This is a genomic window from Micromonospora sp. CPCC 205558 (assembly GCF_036902955.1).
Lineage (GTDB): Bacteria > Actinomycetota > Actinomycetes > Mycobacteriales > Micromonosporaceae > Micromonospora.
Map to the genome: position 1 here is coordinate 19442 of NZ_JBAKHR010000030.1, position 18697 is coordinate 38138.

At 71.7% G+C, this 18697-nt stretch carries 19 protein-coding genes; 18 read left to right on the top strand and 1 reads right to left on the bottom strand.

Going from position 1 to position 18697, the window contains the following annotated elements:
- Window positions 1-39: 39 nt before the first annotated feature.
- The 10 genes from ftsY to V6U86_RS27195 all read left to right on the top strand — a co-directional run bounded on the left by ftsY (window position 40) and on the right by V6U86_RS27195 (window position 11745).
- Window positions 40-1221, top strand: coding sequence for a signal recognition particle-docking protein FtsY (ftsY, locus tag V6U86_RS27150; RefSeq protein WP_334508007.1), 1182 nt, complete (start codon window positions 40-42; stop codon window positions 1219-1221).
- A 6-nt stretch (window positions 1222-1227) separates the two neighbouring features.
- A complete protein-coding gene (locus tag V6U86_RS27155; protein ID WP_334508008.1) occupies window positions 1228-2091 on the top strand; it encodes an aminoglycoside phosphotransferase family protein in 864 nt (287 codons plus the stop codon).
- Window positions 2092-2367: 276 nt separating this feature from the next.
- Window positions 2368-3780: an ammonium transporter gene (locus V6U86_RS27160; RefSeq protein ID WP_334508010.1), complete on the top strand. Its 1413-nt coding sequence runs from the start codon at window positions 2368-2370 to the stop codon at window positions 3778-3780.
- Between the two features lie 25 nt (window positions 3781-3805).
- Entirely contained in the window at window positions 3806-4144 is a 339-nt protein-coding gene (locus V6U86_RS27165) for a P-II family nitrogen regulator (protein WP_208648869.1), read from the top strand.
- A 17-nt stretch (window positions 4145-4161) separates the two neighbouring features.
- Entirely contained in the window at window positions 4162-6438 is a 2277-nt protein-coding gene (locus tag V6U86_RS27170; RefSeq protein WP_334508012.1) for a [protein-PII] uridylyltransferase, read from the top strand.
- A gap of 216 nt (window positions 6439-6654) precedes the next feature.
- Window positions 6655-7818: a sensor histidine kinase gene (locus V6U86_RS27175; RefSeq protein ID WP_334508015.1), complete on the top strand. Its 1164-nt coding sequence runs from the start codon at window positions 6655-6657 to the stop codon at window positions 7816-7818.
- Window positions 7815-8471 carry a response regulator transcription factor gene (locus V6U86_RS27180; protein WP_334508018.1) on the top strand — a complete coding sequence of 219 codons (657 nt, stop codon included), beginning with the start codon at window positions 7815-7817 and terminating at the stop codon, window positions 8469-8471. The genes V6U86_RS27175 and V6U86_RS27180 overlap by 4 nt, the downstream gene beginning before the upstream one ends.
- Before the next feature lie 114 nt (window positions 8472-8585).
- Complete coding sequence (ffh, locus tag V6U86_RS27185; RefSeq protein ID WP_334508019.1) at window positions 8586-10160, top strand: signal recognition particle protein; 1575 nt, start codon at window positions 8586-8588, stop codon at window positions 10158-10160.
- A 103-nt stretch (window positions 10161-10263) separates the two neighbouring features.
- The gene (locus V6U86_RS27190; protein ID WP_334508125.1) at window positions 10264-10647 is read left to right on the top strand and encodes a Uma2 family endonuclease; all 384 of its coding nucleotides are present in this window, start codon (window positions 10264-10266) and stop codon (window positions 10645-10647) included.
- 18 nt (window positions 10648-10665) lie between these two features.
- Window positions 10666-11745: an amidohydrolase family protein gene (locus V6U86_RS27195; protein WP_334508022.1), complete on the top strand. Its 1080-nt coding sequence runs from the start codon at window positions 10666-10668 to the stop codon at window positions 11743-11745.
- Between the two features lie 325 nt (window positions 11746-12070).
- On the opposite strand, the gene V6U86_RS27200 is transcribed toward V6U86_RS27195, so the two are convergent.
- A complete protein-coding gene (locus V6U86_RS27200) occupies window positions 12071-12673 on the bottom strand; it encodes a TetR/AcrR family transcriptional regulator (protein WP_334508024.1) in 603 nt (200 codons plus the stop codon).
- 130 nt (window positions 12674-12803) lie between these two features.
- Between V6U86_RS27200 and proS the strand changes: the two genes are divergently transcribed.
- The 8 genes from proS to lepB all read left to right on the top strand — a co-directional run bounded on the left by proS (window position 12804) and on the right by lepB (window position 18697).
- Window positions 12804-14210, top strand: coding sequence for a proline--tRNA ligase (proS, locus tag V6U86_RS27205; protein WP_334508026.1), 1407 nt, complete (start codon window positions 12804-12806; stop codon window positions 14208-14210).
- A 37-nt stretch (window positions 14211-14247) separates the two neighbouring features.
- Complete coding sequence (locus V6U86_RS27210; protein WP_334508127.1) at window positions 14248-14868, top strand: DUF402 domain-containing protein; 621 nt, start codon at window positions 14248-14250, stop codon at window positions 14866-14868.
- A gap of 229 nt (window positions 14869-15097) precedes the next feature.
- Window positions 15098-15571 (top strand): 30S ribosomal protein S16, encoded by a 474-nt coding sequence (rpsP, locus tag V6U86_RS27215; RefSeq protein WP_334508028.1) that lies wholly within the window; start codon window positions 15098-15100, stop codon window positions 15569-15571.
- A complete protein-coding gene (locus V6U86_RS27220) occupies window positions 15546-15806 on the top strand; it encodes an RNA-binding protein (protein WP_172862164.1) in 261 nt (86 codons plus the stop codon). Before rpsP ends, V6U86_RS27220 begins: the two co-directional genes overlap by 26 nt.
- Window positions 15806-16360: a ribosome maturation factor RimM gene (gene rimM, locus V6U86_RS27225; RefSeq protein ID WP_334508031.1), complete on the top strand. Its 555-nt coding sequence runs from the start codon at window positions 15806-15808 to the stop codon at window positions 16358-16360. Before V6U86_RS27220 ends, rimM begins: the two co-directional genes overlap by 1 nt.
- Window positions 16361-16371: 11 nt before the next feature.
- Window positions 16372-17145: a tRNA (guanosine(37)-N1)-methyltransferase TrmD gene (gene trmD / locus V6U86_RS27230; protein ID WP_334508033.1), complete on the top strand. Its 774-nt coding sequence runs from the start codon at window positions 16372-16374 to the stop codon at window positions 17143-17145.
- Window positions 17146-17288: 143 nt separating this feature from the next.
- Window positions 17289-17645, top strand: a complete 357-nt coding sequence (gene rplS / locus V6U86_RS27235) for a 50S ribosomal protein L19 (RefSeq protein WP_334508035.1) — start codon at window positions 17289-17291, stop codon at window positions 17643-17645.
- A gap of 182 nt (window positions 17646-17827) precedes the next feature.
- Complete coding sequence (lepB, locus tag V6U86_RS27240; RefSeq protein WP_334508037.1) at window positions 17828-18697, top strand: signal peptidase I; 870 nt, start codon at window positions 17828-17830, stop codon at window positions 18695-18697.

The window sequence follows — 18697 nt, forward strand, 5'->3', positions numbered from 1 at the left end:
GGCTGGGACGCGGCCGCCGGCATCTGACAGGATTCCGGCATGGCCGAATATCTCGTCCTCGCTCTGGTCCTGCTCGGCGTGCTGATCGCCGGCACAGTCGGGCTGGTCGTGCCGCGATTGCGGCGGCGGCCCGAGCCCCCGCTGCCGCGCACCGAGGTCGACACCAGGGCTGAGGAGGATCTCGCCGGCCCGCCGGTCGAGGCACCGGAGTCCGATCTGTCCACCGGTGTCCTGGTCGAACCGCCGCCGGTGCTCGAACCGCAGGTGGAGGTCCCCGAGCCGACCGCCGGGCGGCTGGTCCGCCTGCGCTCGCGGCTGTCCCGCTCACAGAGCGTGTTCGGCAAGGGCCTGCTCGGCCTGCTCGCCCGTGACCACCTCGACGAGGACGTCTGGGAGGAGATCGAGGACAGCCTGATCACCGCCGACGTCGGCGTCGACGCCACCCGTGACATCGTCGACCGGCTCCGGGAGCGCACCCGGGTGCTCGGCACCCGCTCGGCCTCCGAGCTGCGGGCACTGCTCGCCGCCGAGCTGGTCAACGCGCTCGACCCGAGCCTGGACCGCTCGTTGCGGACCGCCCCGAAGGACGGCGTGCCGGCGGTGGTCCTGGTCGTCGGCGTCAACGGTGCCGGCAAGACCACCACCTGCGGCAAGATCGCGCGGGTGCTGGTGGCCGACGGTCGCAGCGTGCTGCTCGGCGCGGCCGACACCTTCCGGGCCGCCGCGGCCGACCAACTGGAGACCTGGGGCTCGCGCGTCGGCGCGGAGACCGTCCGGGGGCCCGAGGCCGCCGACCCGGCCAGCGTCGCCTTCGACGCCGTCAAGCGCGGCATCGACACCGGCGTGGACACCGTGCTCATCGACACCGCCGGCCGCCTGCAGAACAAGGTCGGCCTGATGGACGAGCTGGGCAAGGTCAAGCGCGTGGTGGAGAAGCAGGGCCCGATCGACGAGACACTGCTCATCCTGGACGCCACCACCGGGCAGAACGGCCTGGAGCAGGCCCGGGTCTTCACCGAGGTGGTCAACGTGACCGGGGTGGTGCTGACCAAGCTCGACGGCACCGCCAAGGGCGGAATCGTGATCGCCGTGCAGCGCAAGCTCGGCATCCCCGTGAAGCTGGTCGGCCTCGGCGAAGGCAAGGACGACCTGGCCCCGTTCGACCCCGCGCAGTTCGTCGACGCGCTGTTGGGGACCGAGGCCACCGGCCGGGACGCGTAGTCTCGAGTGACCAGTGACGATCGCGCGTACGCGGGCTGGCGCGACCCCGGCCACCCCTCGCAGCGCCTCGGGAGACCGTACGTGACTTCGCAGGAGATCCCGCTGCACGGCGGCAACGTGAGCACCGTTGTCCGCGTGGGCGACACGGTCCGGCGCAACGCCGGGCCGTGGACCCCGTCCGTGCACGCGCTGCTGCGCCACCTGGAGTACGTGGGGTTCACCGGCGCCCCCCGGGCGCTCGGGATGGACGAGCGCAACCGTGAGGTGCTGTCGTACCTGGAGGGGGAGTGCGGCGAATATCCGCTCGCCCCGCACTGGGTGACCGACGAGGCCCTGGTCACCGTCGCCACCATGCTGCGGATGTTCCACGACGCGCAGTACGGCTTCACCCCTCCGCAGGCGGCGGTCTGGCGCTCGTTCGGGCCCCCACCACCGGACACCGAGGTGATCTGCCACCACGACGCCGCGCCGCACAACGTGATCTGGCGTCCGGACGGCACCCTCGGGCTGATCGACTTCGACCTCGCCTCGCCCGGAGCGCGGATCTACGACGTGGCGTACGCGGCCTGGACCTGGGTGCCGATCTTCGCGGACCGCGACTCGATCACGCTCGGCTGGAAGCACCCGGACCGGCCGCGCCGACTGCGGCTCTTCGCCGACGCGTACGGGCTGATCCCCCGGGACCGGCACCGGCTGATCCGGACCATCCGTAAACGGATCGTGGACCACGTCGAGGGGATCCGCCGGATGGCTGCCGCCGGTGAGCCGGCGTTCGTCCGGATCGTGCACAAGGGCCACCTGCGCCGACCGATGCGCGATCTGCGGCTGCTCGACTACGAGCGGCACACTCTGGAGAACGCTCTCCGCTGAGCGCCGGTCGGTCGATGCTCGGTCGGGCCCGTCAAGCGGATCGGTCGATGCATCCGACCGGTCGGCCATCGACGATCGCCGTCCGGTTGATCCACAGTCGTCCATGCTGCTGACTGTGCGGACTTCGTGACACGTCCGAAACAACCCGTCACGAAACGGAAACCCGCACGAGACCCTTGGTGAAACAGCCGGCCGCGAAGCTTCCGCGCAACCGGCCTACGGGCGACGCTGCCCCGGAAAGCCGCGAAGGAGGACTTCACCCTTTAGGAGGCCAGCGTGCCTGAAGCACCGACGATCGACGGCGCCAATACCACGTGGCTGCTGGTTTCGACCGCGCTCGTGCTGCTCATGACCCCCGGACTGGCGCTGTTCTACGGCGGCCTCAACCGGGCCAAGGGCGTACTCAACATGATGATGATGAGCTTCTCCGCTATCGGGCTCATCTCTATTCTGTGGTGGTTCTACGGTTTCAGCGTCGCCTTCGGGACCGACGTGAACGGCTTCTGGGGCGACCCGGGCGCGTACCTCGGCACCAAGACCTTCCTCGCCGAGACCGACCTGTGGGGTGCCACGGCGGAGAACCCCAGCGGCATCGGGGTCCCGCTCTACGTGTTCATGGCCTTCCAGATGGTCTTCGCGGTGATCACCGTGGCGCTGATCAGTGGTGCCATCGCCGACCGGGCCAAGTTCGCCGGCTGGCTGCTGTTCGCCTTCGGCTGGGCCACCCTGGTCTACTTCCCGGTCGCCCACTGGGTGTGGGGCGGCGGCATCATCGGCGGCGACATCCACGCACTGGACTTCGCCGGTGGCACCGCGGTGCACATCAACGCCGGCGCGGCGGCGCTGGCCGTGGCCCTGGTCCTCGGTAAGCGGCTCGGTTGGCCGCGTGAGGGCATGAAGCCGCACAACATCCCGTTGGTCGCGCTCGGTGCGGGTCTGCTGTGGTTCGGCTGGTTCGGGTTCAACGCCGGCTCGGAGCTGACCGTCGACTCGGTCGCCGGCCTCGCCTTCATCAACACCCAGCTCGCCACGGCGGCGGCGGTGCTCGGCTGGATCGCTGTCGAGTGGGTCAAGACCCGTAAGCCGACGATGGTCGGTGCCTCGTCCGGCGCCGTCGCCGGTCTGGTCGCCATCACCCCGGCCTGTGGCTTCATCGCACCGTGGGCGGCCGTCCTGCTCGGCATCGTCGCCGGAGCGGTGTGCGCGCTCGCCGTCAGCCTCAAGTACAAGCTCGGCTACGACGACTCGCTCGACGTGGTCGGCGTGCACTTCGTCGGTGGTTGGATCGGCTCGCTCTGGCTCGGCCTGTTCGCCACCAACTCGGTCAACTCCGCGATCACCGACGCGGTGGGCGCCTCCGACGGCCTCTTCTACGGCGGCGGCGTGACCCAGCTCGGGCGGCAGGCCCTCGCCGGCCTGATCGTCACCGTCTGGTCGTTCGGCATCGCCTGGGTGCTCGCCTTCGTCATCGAGAAGACGATCGGCTTCCGCGTCAAGGGCGAGGATGAGGTCGAGGGCATCGACATCGCCGAGCACGCCGAGAGCAGCTACGACCTGTCCCCGGCCGGCGGCGGCACGGGCAGCGCGTTCGCGATGGCCGGCATCGGCACTCCCGGTGGCGGCACGACGAGCGGTGCCAAGCCGGAGGCGGAGCCCGCCGAGCCGGTCAGCGAAAAGGTCGCCGGTTAACGTTCCTGGGATGGAGGGGTTGGACATGAAGCTGGTGACCGCAGTCATCAAGCCGTACCAACTGGACGCGGTGAAGGAGGCCCTGCACGCCCTCGGGGTGGCTGGGCTGACCGTCAGCGAGGTTCAGGGGTACGGGCGGCAGAAGGGGCACACCGAGGTCTACCGGGGTGCCGAGTACACGGTCGAGTTCCTGCCCAAGATCCGGGTCGAGGTGCTCACCGACGAGATCGACGTGGAGAAGGTCGTGGACGCCATTGTCGGGGCGGCCCGCACGGGCAAGATCGGTGACGGCAAGGTCTGGGTCACCGGTGTCGAAGAGGTCGTCCGGGTACGTACCGGCGAACGCGGCCTCGACGCGCTCTGATCTCGGCCACGACTGAGATGACCTCGTTGATCAGGAAGAACGCGTCGGGGCACGCCGCCGATGGCGACGCGAAACTCTTGATCAACGAGGTCATCGGCGTTCCCGGGGGGATCGGGGAGTCGGCTCGGCAGCGGCGGGCTGCCGCGTACGACAGCTTTCTGCGTGGGCTGCTTCCGGCGCGCGAGGGGGTGGCGCTGCTGGCCGTCGGGGGGTTGGGCCGGCGGCAGTGCGCCCCGTACAGCGACCTCGACCTGGTCCTGCTGCACGCCGGGGTGCCCGGCACCGACGAGTTGGCCGCCTCGGTCTGGTACCCGATCTGGGACGCGGGTCTCCGGCTCGACCATTCCGTACGCACCGTCTCCGAGGCCCTCTCGGTGGCCCAGGACGACGTCAAGGTCGCGCTCGGGCTCCTCGACGCCCGGCTGGTCGTGGGGGACCAGGCGCTGGCCGACGCGCTGATCAGCACCGCCGCCGATCACTGGCGGCGCACCGCCGTCCGGCACCTGCCCGGTCTGCGGGAGGTCACCACCAGCCGCTGGCAGGCCCACGGTGAGCTGGCGTTCCTGCTGGAGGGCGACCTCAAGGAGGCCGCCGGTGGTCTGCGCGACGTGGGGCTGCTGCGGGCGATCTCCGCCGCCGGTATCACCGATGCGCTGCGCCCCGCCGTGCGCGCCGCCCACCTGCGCCTGTTGGACACCCGCGACGCCCTGCACCAGCAGGTCGGCCGACGGGTCGACCGGTTGGTCGCCCAGGAGGGCGACGGCGTGGCCACCCTGCTCGGGTTGGAAGACCGCGACGCGCTGCTGCGTCGGGTCGCCGGTGACGCCCGCACGGTCAGCCACGCCCTGGACGACGCCTTCCGGGCCGCCGACCGGCTGCGCTCCGGCCGCTCCCGGGGCGGGAACGGCCGCCCGGCTCGCCGCCCGGTCGCCCGTGACGTGGTCGAACACGACGGCGAGTTGGTGCTCGCCCGCACGGCGATCGGGGCACGCCCGGACCCGAGCCTCTCGCTGCGGGTGGCCGCCGCGTCGGCCACGACCCGAATCCCCATCGCGCGGGCCACCTGCGAGTGGCTGGCGGCGTACTGCCCGCCACTGCCCGCCCCCTGGCCCGCCGAGGCCCGGGCCGCGCTGATCACCCTGCTCGGCGCCGGTCCCGGCCTGGTGCCGGCCTGGGAGACCTGCGACCGGTACGGGCTGGTCGACGGCTGGCTGCCCGAGTGGACCCGGCTGCGTAGCCTGCCCCAGCACAACCCGGTGCACCGCTTCACCCTCGACCGGCACCTCGTGCAGACCGCGCACGAGGCCAGCCGGCACGCCCGCGAGGTGGAACGCCCCGACCTGCTGCTCCTCGGCGCTCTGCTGCACGACATCGGCAAGGGCCTCCCCGGTGATCACAGCACCGTCGGTGTGCCGGTTGCCCAGGCGGTGGCAACCCGGGTCGGCCTGCCTGCCCCGGAGGTCGAGCTGATCGGCACGCTCGTCCGGCTGCACCTGCTGCTGCCCGACGTGGCGACCCGCCGCGACCTGGCCGACCCGGTCACCATCGCCTCGGTGGCCGAGGCGGTCGGTGACACCGGCACCCTCGACCTGCTGCACGCGTTGGTCCGCGCCGACGCGGCGGCGACCGGGCCGGCGGCCTGGTCCGACTGGAAGGGCCGACTCGTCGCCGAGCTGGTCGCCAGGGTTCGCACCGCGCTGGACACCGGCGTGCTCCCCGAGCCGCCCGCCCCGGACCCGGAGCTGCTGGCCGGGCCACTGCCGGTCGTTCACCTGACCGGCGACCGGGTGTCGGTCGCGGCGGCCGACCGGCGTGGTCTGCTCGCCACGGTGGCCGGCTGCCTGGCGCTGCACCGGCTGGAGGTGATCTCCGCGGACGCCTCCGCCGTCGACGGTCGGGCCCTGGTCGAGTGCCGGGTGCAGCCCCGCTACGGCCTCCCGCCCGACCCGGTCCCCCTCCGCGCCGACCTGCGCCGGGCGGTCGCTGGCGACGTGTCGGTCACCCAGCGGCTGCGCGGCCGTGCGCTCGCCAGCCGTGGCGGCGGCGCGGCTCCACGAGTGGTCTGGCACCGCGAGGCGGCCACCGACGCCGTACTCCTGGAGCTGCGCGCCGCCGACGCCGCGGGCCTGCTCTACCGGGTCGCCTGTGCGCTCGACGAGGCCGGCGCCCTGGTACGCGCGGCCCGCATCTCCACCCTCGGCGCCGACGTGGTCGACGCGTTCTATCTCGTCGGTGGTTGGCCGGACGACGCCACCCGGGCCCGCCTGGAGGCCGCGGTCCTCGCCGCCGTCTAACCCCTCCCACGCGTCTCCACCCCATAACCGCGTCGATCTTGCACTTTGCGTCCCCGCATAGCGCGCAAAAGCCGCATCTCGACAACACAAAGTGCAAGATCGGCGAGGCTCGGGGCGGCGCGGGGCGGCGCGCGGGGGGGGTACGTCCGGGGGCGTAGCGGCGGTGCCGCTCGCGGACGCACGTCGAGCGGCGTCGGCGCGGGCAGAATGACGGCCATGCGACGGAACGGGCAGGGGCGGTGGTCGGAGCTGACGGCAGATGCCGTGCTCGCCCTGGTGCTGCTCGGCTTCGGGCTGCTCGCCACCGGCCTGGCCGGGGAGAACCAGCCGGGGTCGAGGCCGCTGGACGCTGTCGGTCGGGTGCTGATCGCCGTCGCCGCGCTCGCCCTGCCGGTCCGGCGGCGCACCCCGGTCGCGACCCTCGTCGTGGTCACCGTGGCCACGTCGACGTACCTGCTGATCGGCTACCCCTACGGGCCGATCCTGCTGACGTTCCTGATCGCGGTGTACACCGTGGCGGTGCGACTGCCGGTGCGTCCGGCGGCGCTCGCCACCGGTGCCGCCTTCGTCCTGTTGTTGGCGCACGTCTTCTCCGGCCGGGGGCCGGCGCCCGGTTGGACGGGAGTGCTGCCCGCGTCGGCCTGGGTGGTCGTACCGTTCGCGGTGGGGGTGGTGGTGCGGGTGAGTCGTGAGACGGCCGCGCGTACCCGTGCCGAAGCGGCCCGCAGCCGAGTTGAACAGGCGCGACGGCAGGCCGACGAGGAGCGGCTGCGCATCGCGCAGGAGGTGCACGACGTGGTGGGGCATGGGCTCGCCGCGATCAGCATGCAGGCCGAGATCGCCCTGCACCTGCTGCCGAAGCGGCCGGAGCAGGCGGAGGTGGCCCTGACCGCGATCAGCCGGACCAGCCGCGAGGCACTGGACGAGCTGCGGGTCACCCTGGGCGCGGTGCGGCGGGGTGCCGAGCGCGAGCCCGTACCCGGCCTGGCCCGGCTTCCCGCGTTGCGCGACCGGCTGGCCGGGGCAGGGCTCGCGGTCGAGGTGCGCGTGGTCGGTGACCCCCGGGAGCTGCCGGCCGCGGTGGACCTGGCCGCGTACCGGGTGGTGCAGGAGGCGTTGACCAACGTGCTGCGACACGCGGGGGTGGCGAGCGCGGAGGTGACAGTGGGCTACCGCGCCGACGAGGTGACCGTCGAGGTCACCGACCGAGGGATGGGGCCGGGCCGCGCCGGGACAGCTCCGGCCGACGACGAGGGCGGTCACGGTCTGGCCGGGATGCGGGAGCGGGTCGTGGCGTTGGGCGGGCGGTTGAGCACCGGGCCGCGCGCCGGGGGCGGGTTCCGGGTGTACGCCGGGCTGCCCGTGGAGCCGGCGACGTGATCCGGGTGCTGATCGCCGACGACCAGGACCTGGTTCGGCTCGGACTGCGCGCGCTGGTGGAGAGCGAGGACGATCTGGCGTTGGCCGGCGAGGCGTCCGACGGGCTGCGGGCCGTCGAGTTGGCCCGCCGGGAACGGCCGGACGTGGTGCTGATGGACATCCGGATGCCCGGTATCGACGGTATCGAGGCGACCCGCCGTATCGTCGCCGACCCCGACCTGACCGGTACCCGGGTGGTGGTGCTCACCACCTTCGAGCTGGACGAGTACGTCTTCGACGCGCTGCGGCACGGTGCGAGCGGGTTCCTCACCAAGGACACCAGGCCGGCTGAGCTGCTGCGCGCGATCCGGTTGGTCGCCGAGGGGGAGGCGCTGCTGTCGCCGTCGGTGACCCGTCGGGTGGTGCGGGAGTTCGCGACCCGGCCGTCCCGGGTGCTGCGTCCGCACCCCCGACTGGACGCGCTGACCGATCGGGAGCGCCAGGTCGTCGGCCTGGTCGGTGAGGGCCTGAACAACGAGGAGATCGCCGCGCGGTTGGTGGTCAGCCCGGCGACGGCGCGGACCCACGTCAGCCGGGCGATGGGCAAGCTGGGAGCCCGGGATCGGGCCCAGCTCGTCGTGTTCGCGTACCAGTCGGGTTTGGTGTCGGGGTGAGGCCCGGGCCGGCCGACAGCGGCCCTTCGGCCGGGCGGTTACCCTAGCGGTGGCCGGACTCCGCAGTGCCGGCCGCGTTGTGCCCGCCGGAACACTGACAAACGGGATGTTCGCGTGTTTGACACCTTGAGTGACCGCCTGTCCGGGATCTTCACCAAGCTCCGCGGCAAGGGGCGGCTCACCGACGCCGACATCGACGCCACCGCGCGCGAGATCCGCCTCGCGCTGCTGGAGGCGGACGTCGCGCTGCCGGTGGTCAAGGGCTTCATCGCGGCCGTCAAGGAGCGCGCCCGCAGCGCCGAGGTCTCGCAGGCGCTGAATCCGGCCCAGCAGATCATCAAGATCGTCAACGAAGAGCTGATCAAGGTGCTCGGCGGCGAGGGGCGACGGCTCCAGTTCGCCAAGCAGCCGCCCACGGTGATCATGCTGGCCGGCCTCCAGGGTTCCGGTAAGACCACCCTCGCCGGTAAGCTGGCCCGCTGGCTCAAGGGCCAGGGGCACCAGCCGCTGCTGGTCGCCGCCGACCTGCAGCGCCCCAACGCCGTCGGGCAGCTCCAGGTGCTCGGTGGCCGGGCCGGCGTCGAGGTGTACGCCCCGGAGCCCGGCAACGGCACCGGTGACCCGGTGCAGGTGGCCCGCGCGTCGATCGAGCACGCCAAGCGCGCCGCTCGCGACATCGTCATCGTCGACACCGCCGGCCGGCTCGGCATCGACGCCGAGATGATGCAGCAGGCCGCCGACATCCGCGACGCCGTCTCGCCGGACGAGGTCATCTTCGTCATCGACGCGATGGTCGGTCAGGACGCCGTCCGCACCGCCGAGGCGTTCCGAGACGGCGTCGGCATCACCGGCGTGGTGCTCTCCAAGCTCGACGGCGACGCCCGTGGTGGTGCCGCGTTGTCGGTCCGTGAGGTCACCGGGCAGCCGATCCTCTTCGCCTCCACCGGTGAGAAGCTGGAGGACTTCGACGTCTTCCACCCCGACCGGATGGCCAGCCGGATCCTCGGCATGGGCGACGTCCTCACTCTGATCGAGCAGGCCGAGCAGGCCTTCGACTCCGATCAGAAGGAGAAGATGACCGCCAAGCTGATGGGCGGTGAGCAGTTCACCCTGGACGACTTCCTCGACCAGCTCATCGCGGTGCGGCGGATGGGCCCGATCGCCAACGTGCTGGCGATGATGCCCGGCATGGGGCAGATGAAGGACCAGCTCGCCGAGCTGGACGACAGCCACTTCGACCGGGTCACCGCGATCATCCGGTCGATGACCCCGGGCGAGCGCACCAATCCGAAGATCATCAACGGCTCCCGTCGGGCGCGCATCGCCAACGGCTCCGGGGTCACCGTGATGGACGTCAACCAACTGCTCAACCGCTTCGCCGACGCGCAGAAGATGATGAAGCAGATGGGCGGCATGATGGGCCTGCCCGGTGGTGGTCGCCGCAAGGCGACCAAGAGCCCGAAGAACAAGCGAAAAAACACGAAGGGCTCGCAGCGTTCGCGGGGTGCGGGGCAGAGTGGTGCCGGTCCGCGCATCGGTGCGGGTGGCTTCCCGGGCGGCATGCCGCAGCTCCCGCCGGGGATGGACCCGAACGATCTCGCTGCCGGCCAGGGCCTGCCGCCCGGCTTCAAGCTCCCGAAGATCGACTTCAACAAGCTCGGCAAGGGCGGCGACAAGGGCCCGCGCTGACGCGTGTCGGTGACGGTGGGCGACTGATCTGGCGCTTAGGGTGATGTCGCCCCTCTGAAAAGAGATGTCATGACCGCAGCCCCGATCCTGCCCGAGCGGCAGCATCGACCTCTCGATGCGGGTCGACCGGCGTAACGAACCGCGCCCCGACGTGGTGGTCGTTCGCCGCACGCATGCCAACCGGTCACCCGTTCCGGTCGAGGACGCCCTGCTCGCCGTGGAGGTCGTCCCGCCGCCATTCGTCTTCCGCGACATGTACGACAAGGCGAAGGTCTACGCGCACGCCGGAATCCGGTCCTACTGGGTGGTGGACCCGTTGCAGGAGCGCGTCACGCTCACCGAGTACGCCCTCGGCGCCAACCGGGAGTACGAGCAGGTCGCCCACACCGAGGATCTGTTCGTCACCGAGCGGCCGTGGAAGGTCTCCGTGGACCTGCCCGCCCTGACCGCTCGGAAGAACGACCTGCTCGCCCCCGACGAGGAGTGATCGGGTAGGACTGTGCGCATGGCCCTTCATGTGCGCGGCGTGCTGCTCCCCGACGACGAGGTCCGCGATCTCTGGCTGGTCGGTGACCGGGTGACCTTCACCCCGGTGCCCGGTGCCCAGACCGTGGTCGACGGCGGCTTCGTGCTGCCGGGGCTGGTCGACGCGCACTGCCACATCGGCATCGCCCGAGGTGGCGCCCCGATCACGTCGCTCGACCAGGCCCGCGAGCTGGCCCGCACCGACCGGGACGCCGGGGTGCTGGCGATCCGCGACGCCGGCTCGCCGTACCCGTACCCCGAACTGGACGACGAGCCGGGCCTGCCGCGACTGGCCCGCGCGGGCCAGCACGTCGCCCCGCCGAAGCGCTACCTGCGCGACATCGGCGTGGAGGTCGACGCGACCGAGGTGGCCGTGACGGTGGCCGCGCAGGCACGGGCCGGCAACGGCTGGGTCAAGCTGGTCGGCGACTGGATCGACCGTGGCGTGGGTGACCTGGCGCCGGCCTGGGACGCGGACACCCTCACCGCCGCCGTGCGGGCCGCACACGACGCCGGAGTGCGCGCCGCGGTGCACACCTTCTCCGAATCAGCCGTCGAGATCATGGTGCGGGCCGGCGTCGACTCGGTGGAGCACGGCACCGGGCTCAGCCTCGACCTGATCGACGAGATGGCCCGCCAGGGCACCGCGCTGATCCCCACAATGATCAACATCGCCACCTTCGGAGGCATCGCCGAGCAGGCGCGGGGCAAGTTCCCCGGGTACGCCGAGCACATGCTCGCGCTGCGCGACGGCTTCCCCGACGTGGTGCGTGCCGCGCACGAGGCGGGGGTGCCAATCTACGTGGGCACCGACGCCGGTGGCGGCATCGACCACGGGCTGGCCGCCGAGGAAATGCTGCTGCTGCACGAACGGGCCGGCATGTCACCTACCGACGTGCTCGCCGCCGCCTCCTGGGGCGCCCGCGAGTGGCTCGGCTTCGCCGGCCTGGTCGAGGGCGGCCTCGCCGACCTGACCGTCTACCCCGAAGACCCCCGTGGCGACCTGCGCGTCGTGCGCGCCCCGTCCCGCACGATCCTCCGCGGCCACGTCATCCGCTGACCTCCCCCGAGCGCCCCGCCGGTCGTGCCGTGCCGCGCTGGGCCAGCCCTGCGGGACCGCGCCGTGCCCGTGCCCGTGCCGCACCGTGCCGCGCCCGTGCCGCACCGTGCCTCCGACAGCGCAAGATCGCGCTCGAACCAGGATGCAGTGGCCTCCGCGCTCTTGGATGCCACTACATCCACGATCGAGCGCGATCTTGGCGTGTTTGGCGAGATCAACGAGGACGAACCGCGCAACATCAGGGAAGTTGCTCGGATCTTGGTGCGGGGTGCGGGGTGCGGGGTGCGGGGTGCGGGGTGCGGGGTGCGGGGTGCGGGGTGCGGGGTCAGGGGGTTGCGCGGGCGGCGGCGCTGAAGAGGCGTACGGCGAGGTCGGCGAGGGCCGTCGCGGTCTGCTCGATCGGTTCGCGGGGGAGCACGATGTGGCTGACCACCAAGCGGACGATGGTGTCGGCGGCGAAGGCCAGCGCGGCCTGGTCCGCCCCGGGCAGGTGGTCGCCAGCCCAGTCGATCAGCGCGCCGGACGCCTCGGTGAGCACCACCTCGGCACGGGTGGTGAGGTACGGCAGCAGCTCGTCCGACCCGCCCCGGGCGCTGGTCAGGATCGCCTTGACCAGCGGATTGTCCGCCGCTGTGGCGAGGGTGCGCGCGATGGCGGCGTACGCGCCGGCCCGGACGTCTGAGCCGTGTGCGAGCAGCGCGTCGCGAACATCGCCGACGAACCGGTCCACCTCGGCGCGGGCGAGCGCCTCGGCGAGGCCCGCCTTGCTGCCGAACTCGTTGTAGACGGTCTGCCGGCTCACCCCGGCCGTGGTGGCCACCCCGCCCATCCGGACCGCGTCCCAGCCTGCGGCGATGGTCCGGGCGCGGGCGGCGTCCACGATCGTGTCGCGCAGCCGCTGGCGCGGGGAGTCCGTCGATGTAGTCATGGTGGTCGAATTCTACGGGCGCACCCGCGACCCGCACAGCGTCGTCACGGCCCGTGCGCAGAGCGGGACGGCGTGGCGTGGCGACTCCCGGACGCGGTGTCCGCCCGCGTGGCGCATAGGATGTGCGGTCATGGCACGCGTGCTCACTCCCCGTGCGGAGGATTTCCCCCGCTGGTACCAGGACCTGATCGCCAAGGCGAAGCTGGCCGACAACGGCCCGGTTCGCGGCACCATGGTCATCCGACCGGCCGGCTACGCCATCTGGGAGCGTATGCAGGCTGAGATGGATGCTCGGATCAAGGCGGCGGGTGCGGAGAACGCGTACTTCCCGTTGTTCATCCCCGAGAGCTACCTCAAGCGCGAGGCGGAGCACGTCGAGGGCTTCTCGCCGGAGCTGGCGGTCGTCACGCACGGTGGCGGCAAGCCCCTGGCCGAGCCGGTGGTGGTGCGGCCGACCAGCGAGACGGTCATCGGCGAGTTCATGGCCAAGTGGATCGACTCGTACCGGGACCTGCCGCTGCTGCTCAACCAGTGGGCGAACGTGGTCCGGTGGGAGCTCCGTCCGCGGATCTTCCTGCGTACCAGCGAGTTCCTCTGGCAGGAGGGGCACACCGCGCACGCCACCCGGGAGGACGCCCGCGCGTACGCGCGGCGGATCCTGCACGAGGCGTACGAGGACCTGATGGTCAACGTGATCGGCATCCCGGTGGTGGTCGGCCTGAAGACGGCGCGCGAGCGTTTCGCCGGGGCGACGGCCACGTACACCTGCGAAGGCATGATGGGCGACGGCAAGGCGTTGCAGCTGGGCACCAGCCACGAGCTGGGCCAGAACTTCGCCAAGGCGTTCGACATCAGCTACTCCGCCAAGGAGGGGGGCCGGGAGCACGCCTGGACTACCTCCTGGGGCACGTCCACCCGGATGTTGGGTGGCCTGATCATGGCGCACGGCGACGACAACGGCCTGCGCGTGCCGCCGAAGCTGGCGCCGATCCAGGCGTACGTCATGATCGTCAAGGACGGTGACGGCGTCGGCGAGGCGGCGGCCAAGCTGCGCGACGGCCTGCGTGACGCCGGTGTCCGGGTCGCGCTCGACGACCGGACCGACACCGCCTTCGGCCGCCGGGCTGTCGACGCCGAGCTGCGTGGCTATCCGGTACGCGTCGAGGTCGGCCCGCGTGACCTGGCCGCCGGCAACGCGGTGGTGGTGCGCCGGACCGACGGCTCGAAGACCCCGACGCCGGTGGCGGACGTGGTCGCCGCGGTGCTGGCTGCCCTGGAGACCGATCAGCAGGTGCTGCACGATCAGGCGCTGGCCAACCGTGAAGCGCGCACTGTGGAGGTGGCCACTCTGGCCGAGGCGATCGAGGCTGCCGCGAACGGTTGGGCGCGGGTGCCGTGGTCGGCGGTCGGCGTGGCCGGCGAGGCGGAGGCGAACGGTCAGGGCGTCACGGTGCGCTGCCTGCTGCGCGCCGACGGCTCGGTACCCGACTCGGAGGACGAGCCCGATCTGATCGCCATCCTCGCCCGCGCCTACTGAGGTGCTCGTCGACCGGTTCGAGCCGGGCCGGCTGATCATGCACCGGAACGTGCGGCACGGCCGGATCGGGTGGGTCCGGCCGGCCCGCGTGGTCAGCGATGACGATCGAGGGTTGCTGGTCTGGATCGCCCGTGACTCGCCGGTGGCCCACGAGGTGACCGAGGCCGGGCTGAACATGCGGGCGATGCCGTTCGCCGAGTGGATCGCGTCGAGCTACCGGTTGGCGCAGGGGCGTTGGAACGGTCCGCCGCTGCTGAAGTTCCTGCCCACGGGGGCGGCGCACTCCGTCTGGTGGTTCTCTGACGCCCAGGGCCGGTTCGCCAGCTGGTACGTCAACCTGGAGGAGCCCGGTGTCCGCTGGGACGACGGCCCGGTGGCCGGCGTCGACGTGGTGGACCAGGACCTGGACGTGGTGGTCTGGCCGGACCGCAGCTGGGAGTGGAAGGACGAGGGCGAGTTCGTCGAGCGGCTCGCCTTCGGCGCCGACTACTGGGTGACCGACGAGAAGGCGGTCCGTGCCGAGGGTGAGCGGGTGATCGCGCTCGCCGAGGCCGGTGAGTTCCCGTTCGATGGCACCTGGTGTGACTTCATGGCTCCGCCAGAATGGGGCGTACCGGACAAACTTCCGCCCGGGTGGGATCGTCCACCGGTGCGCTGAACGGTGTTCCAGGTCACCGGCGACGCGGTGTCCGGGTCCGATGCGGGAGATCGGCAGCGGATCTGGCAGAATGGGTCGCTGGTATCCGGCGCGCGTCCGGCGCCCTCTAACCCGGGCGCGTCGCCAGTCCACCGAGTAGTCTCCGGCCCAACCCCACGGGTCCGGTCGGCGCTCACCCATGCACACCGCCCGCCTGGGCCGGTGAGATCGCAACAGGAGCGAAACAACTGTGGCCGTAAAGATCCGGCTCCTGCGGATGGGCAAGATCCGCAACCCGCAGTACCGCATCGTCGTCGCCGACTCGCGCACCAAGCGTGACGGTCGGGCGATCGAGTTCGTCGGGGTTTACCAGCCCAAGGAAGACCCCTCGATCATCGAGGTCAAGTCGGAGCGGGTCCAGTACTGGCTGTCCGTCGGCGCTCAGCCGAGCGAGGCGGTGCAGCGGCTGCTGGAGCTGACCGGTGACTGGCAGAAGTACAAGGGCCTGCCGGCCCCGCCGCCGCTCCTGGTCGCCCCCGAGCGGGCCGACCGCAAGGCGGCGTACGAGGCTGAGGCGAAGGCCGCCGCCGGGCTCGCCCCGGAGACCCCGGCCAAGCCGGCCAAGAAGGCCGCCAAGGCTGCCGAGGCTCCGAAGGCTGAGGCTCCGGCCGAGGCGCCGAAGACCGAGGCTCCGGCCGCTGCCGACGCCGGTGAGCAGGCCTGACATGCCACTGCGTCCGGCGTTGGAGCACCTGGTCAAGGGCATCGTCGACCACCCGGATGACGTCCGGGTGCGGATGGTCGATTCCCGTCGGGGCAAGCGGCTCGAAGTCCGCGTGCACCCCGAGGACCTCGGCACTGTGATCGGGCGGTCCGGCCGGACCGCCAAGGCGCTGCGCCAGGTGATCGGCTCCATCGGCGGGCGCGGAGTTCGCGTCGACATCGTCGACTCGTACTGATGCAGCTCGTCGTCGGCAGGATCGGCAAGCCGCACGGTGTCCGCGGTGAGGTCACCGTGGAAGTGCGGACCGACGAGCCCGAGGCACGGTTCGCGCCCGGCACAGTGCTGCGCACTGCGCCGGGCGCGACGCCCCCGCCAACCGCCGACGAACCCGGGGTGCCGTTCCGGATTCCGGCGGAGCTGACCATCGAGGAAGCCCGCTTCCACCAGGGCCGGGTGCTGATCGCGTTCGACGGCATCCTGGACCGCAACACCGCCGAGGCGCTGCGCGGGACGCTGCTCGTGGTGGACAGCGCCGACGTGGCCCCACCGGACGACCCGGAGGAGTTCCACGACCACCAGCTGGTCGGGTTGGCCGTGGTGACCCCGGCCGGCGAACGCCTCGGTGAGGTCGCCCGCATCGACCACGCACCCTCGTCCGACCTGCTGGTGCTGCGGCGCCCCGAGGGGCGTACCGCGTTGATCCCGTTCGTCCGGGCGATCGTCCCGGAGGTCGACCTGGCCGGCGGACGTGTGATCGTCGACCCGCCAGCCGGACTGCTCGACCTTTAGGACCAGCCCGCATGCGCGTCGACGTCGTGTCGATCTTTCCGGAGTACTTCGCCCCGCTGGACCTGTCGCTGATCGGACGGGCCCGGGCCAACGGCGTACTCCAGCTCGCCGTGCACGATCTGCGGGCCTGGACCCACGACGTGCACCGCACTGTCGACGACACCCCCTACGGCGGCGGGCCGGGGATGGTGATGCGCCCAGAGCCGTGGGGTGAGGCGATGGACGCCCTCGCGCCGGTCGACGCCCCGCCGCCCCGGCTGCTGGTGCCGTCTCCGGCCGGTGCCCCGTTCACCCAGGCGATGGCGTACGAGTTGGCCGCCGAGCCGCACCTGCTCTTCGCCTGCGGCCGTTACGAGGGGATCGACCAGCGGGTCCTCGCGCACGCCGCCACCCGGATGCCGGTCACCGAGGTGTCGCTCGGCGACTACGTGCTCTTCGGTGGCGAGGTCGCGGTCCTGGTGATGCTGGAGGCGGTCACTCGGCTGCTGCCGGGGGTGCTGGGCAACGCGGGCTCGCTGGACGAGGAGTCGCACGCGCACGGGCTGCTGGAGGCACCGATCTACACCAAGCCGCCGAGTTGGCGTGGGCACGACGTGCCGGAGGTGCTCCGCTCCGGCGACCACGGCAAGATCGCCCGCTGGCGGCGCGAGGAAGGTCTGCTGCGCACCGCTGCCCGCCGTCCGGACCTGCTGGCCGCGCTGCCCCCCGATCGGCTCGACAAACGGGACATCGCGGCCCTGGACCAGGCCGGATTTCAACCTCCACCGGGAGATGTGGCAAAGTAGGGGGGTTGCCGCATCCGTCCGCGCCCGCGGTCGGCTGCGAGGATCCCCGACCGGGGTCGGTCCGCCGATCACCACCCGGGAATCAGAATCACCCACCCGCGCACCGAGTGACGGTGCGCCGTGAGCCTCACGAGGACACAGCGATGAACATCCTGGACGCCCTTGACGCCCAGTCGAAGCGGACCGACCTTCCCGACTTCCGGGCCGGTGACACCGTCAAGGTGCACGCCCGCGTCGTCGAGGGCAACCGGTCCCGTGTCCAGATCTTCCAGGGCGTCGTGATCCGCCGCCAGGGTGACGGTCTGCGCGAGACCTTCTCGGTCCGCAAGGTCAGCTTCGGCGTCGGCGTCGAGCGGACCTACCCGCTCAACGGCCCGGGCATCGACCGGATCGAGGTCGTGACCCGCGGTGACGTGCGTCGCGCCAAGCTCTACTACCTGCGCGAGCTGCGCGGCAAGAAGGCCAAGATCAAGGAGAAGCGGGAGCGTCAGCCCAGCTGACCTTTCGCTCGCCACGCCGCCCGAGCTGCGCGTATGCCGTACCGACCAGAGCGCACTACCCTGGTCGGTACGGGCGCAGTGAGGCGGCGGTCCCGCCCACGCGGCGGGCAGCTGTCCACTACCGCCCGTGGAGCCTCGACGAGGCTCCCGGGCGGTGGTGTTTCTGCGGACCGGGGAGTGGCGTGGTGCAGACGCTTGACGATGACGGCACCGTCGACCCGTGGCGTCGACGGGCTCGCCGCACCCGCCGACAGATGCCTCTCTGGCAGGAGTTGCCGCTGCTGCTGGTGGTGGCGTTCTGCCTCGCGGTGCTGATCCGCACCTTCCTGCTCCAGGCGTTCTTCATTCCGTCCGGCTCGATGGAGGACACCCTCCTGGTCGGTGACCGGGTGCTGGTCAACAAGGTCGTCTACGACATCCGTGACCCGCTGCGCGGCGAGGTGGTGGTCTTCCGGGGCACCGACCGCTGGGCGCCGCAGGTCGACGACCAGCCGAAGCCGGGTGTCGTCGGGCGGCTCACCCGCACCGTCGGCGACCTGGTCGGGGTGAGCCGCCCCGGTGAGAAGGACTTCATCAAGCGGGTGATCGGTCTGCCCGGTGACCGGGTCCAGTGCTGCGACAGCCAGGGTCGGGTGACAGTCAACGGCACCCCGCTCAACGAGTCGTACGTCCTGCGGGACTCACCATTGGATCTGCCGCCCAATCCGGCTGAGTGTCGTTCCCGGCGCTTCGACGAGGTCGTCGTGCCGCCCGGTCAGATCTTCGTGATGGGCGATCACCGCGAGGTCTCCCAGGACGCGCGTTGCCAGGGGCCGGTGCCGATCGACAACGTGGTCGGCCGGGCCTTCATGGTGGTCTGGCCCTCGTCGCGGTGGAGTGCGCTGTCGGTGCCGTCGACGTTCGAGGACGTGTCCGGGCCGGTCACGGCGTCTCCCGGTGCGCCTCCGGTGCGACCGACTCCACAGGGCGGTGTGCTGCTGATACTTCCGCTGGCGGCCGCGCTACGTGGTTCCCGCGCGTTCCGGGCGGTGCCGTCCAGCCGGGCAACGTAG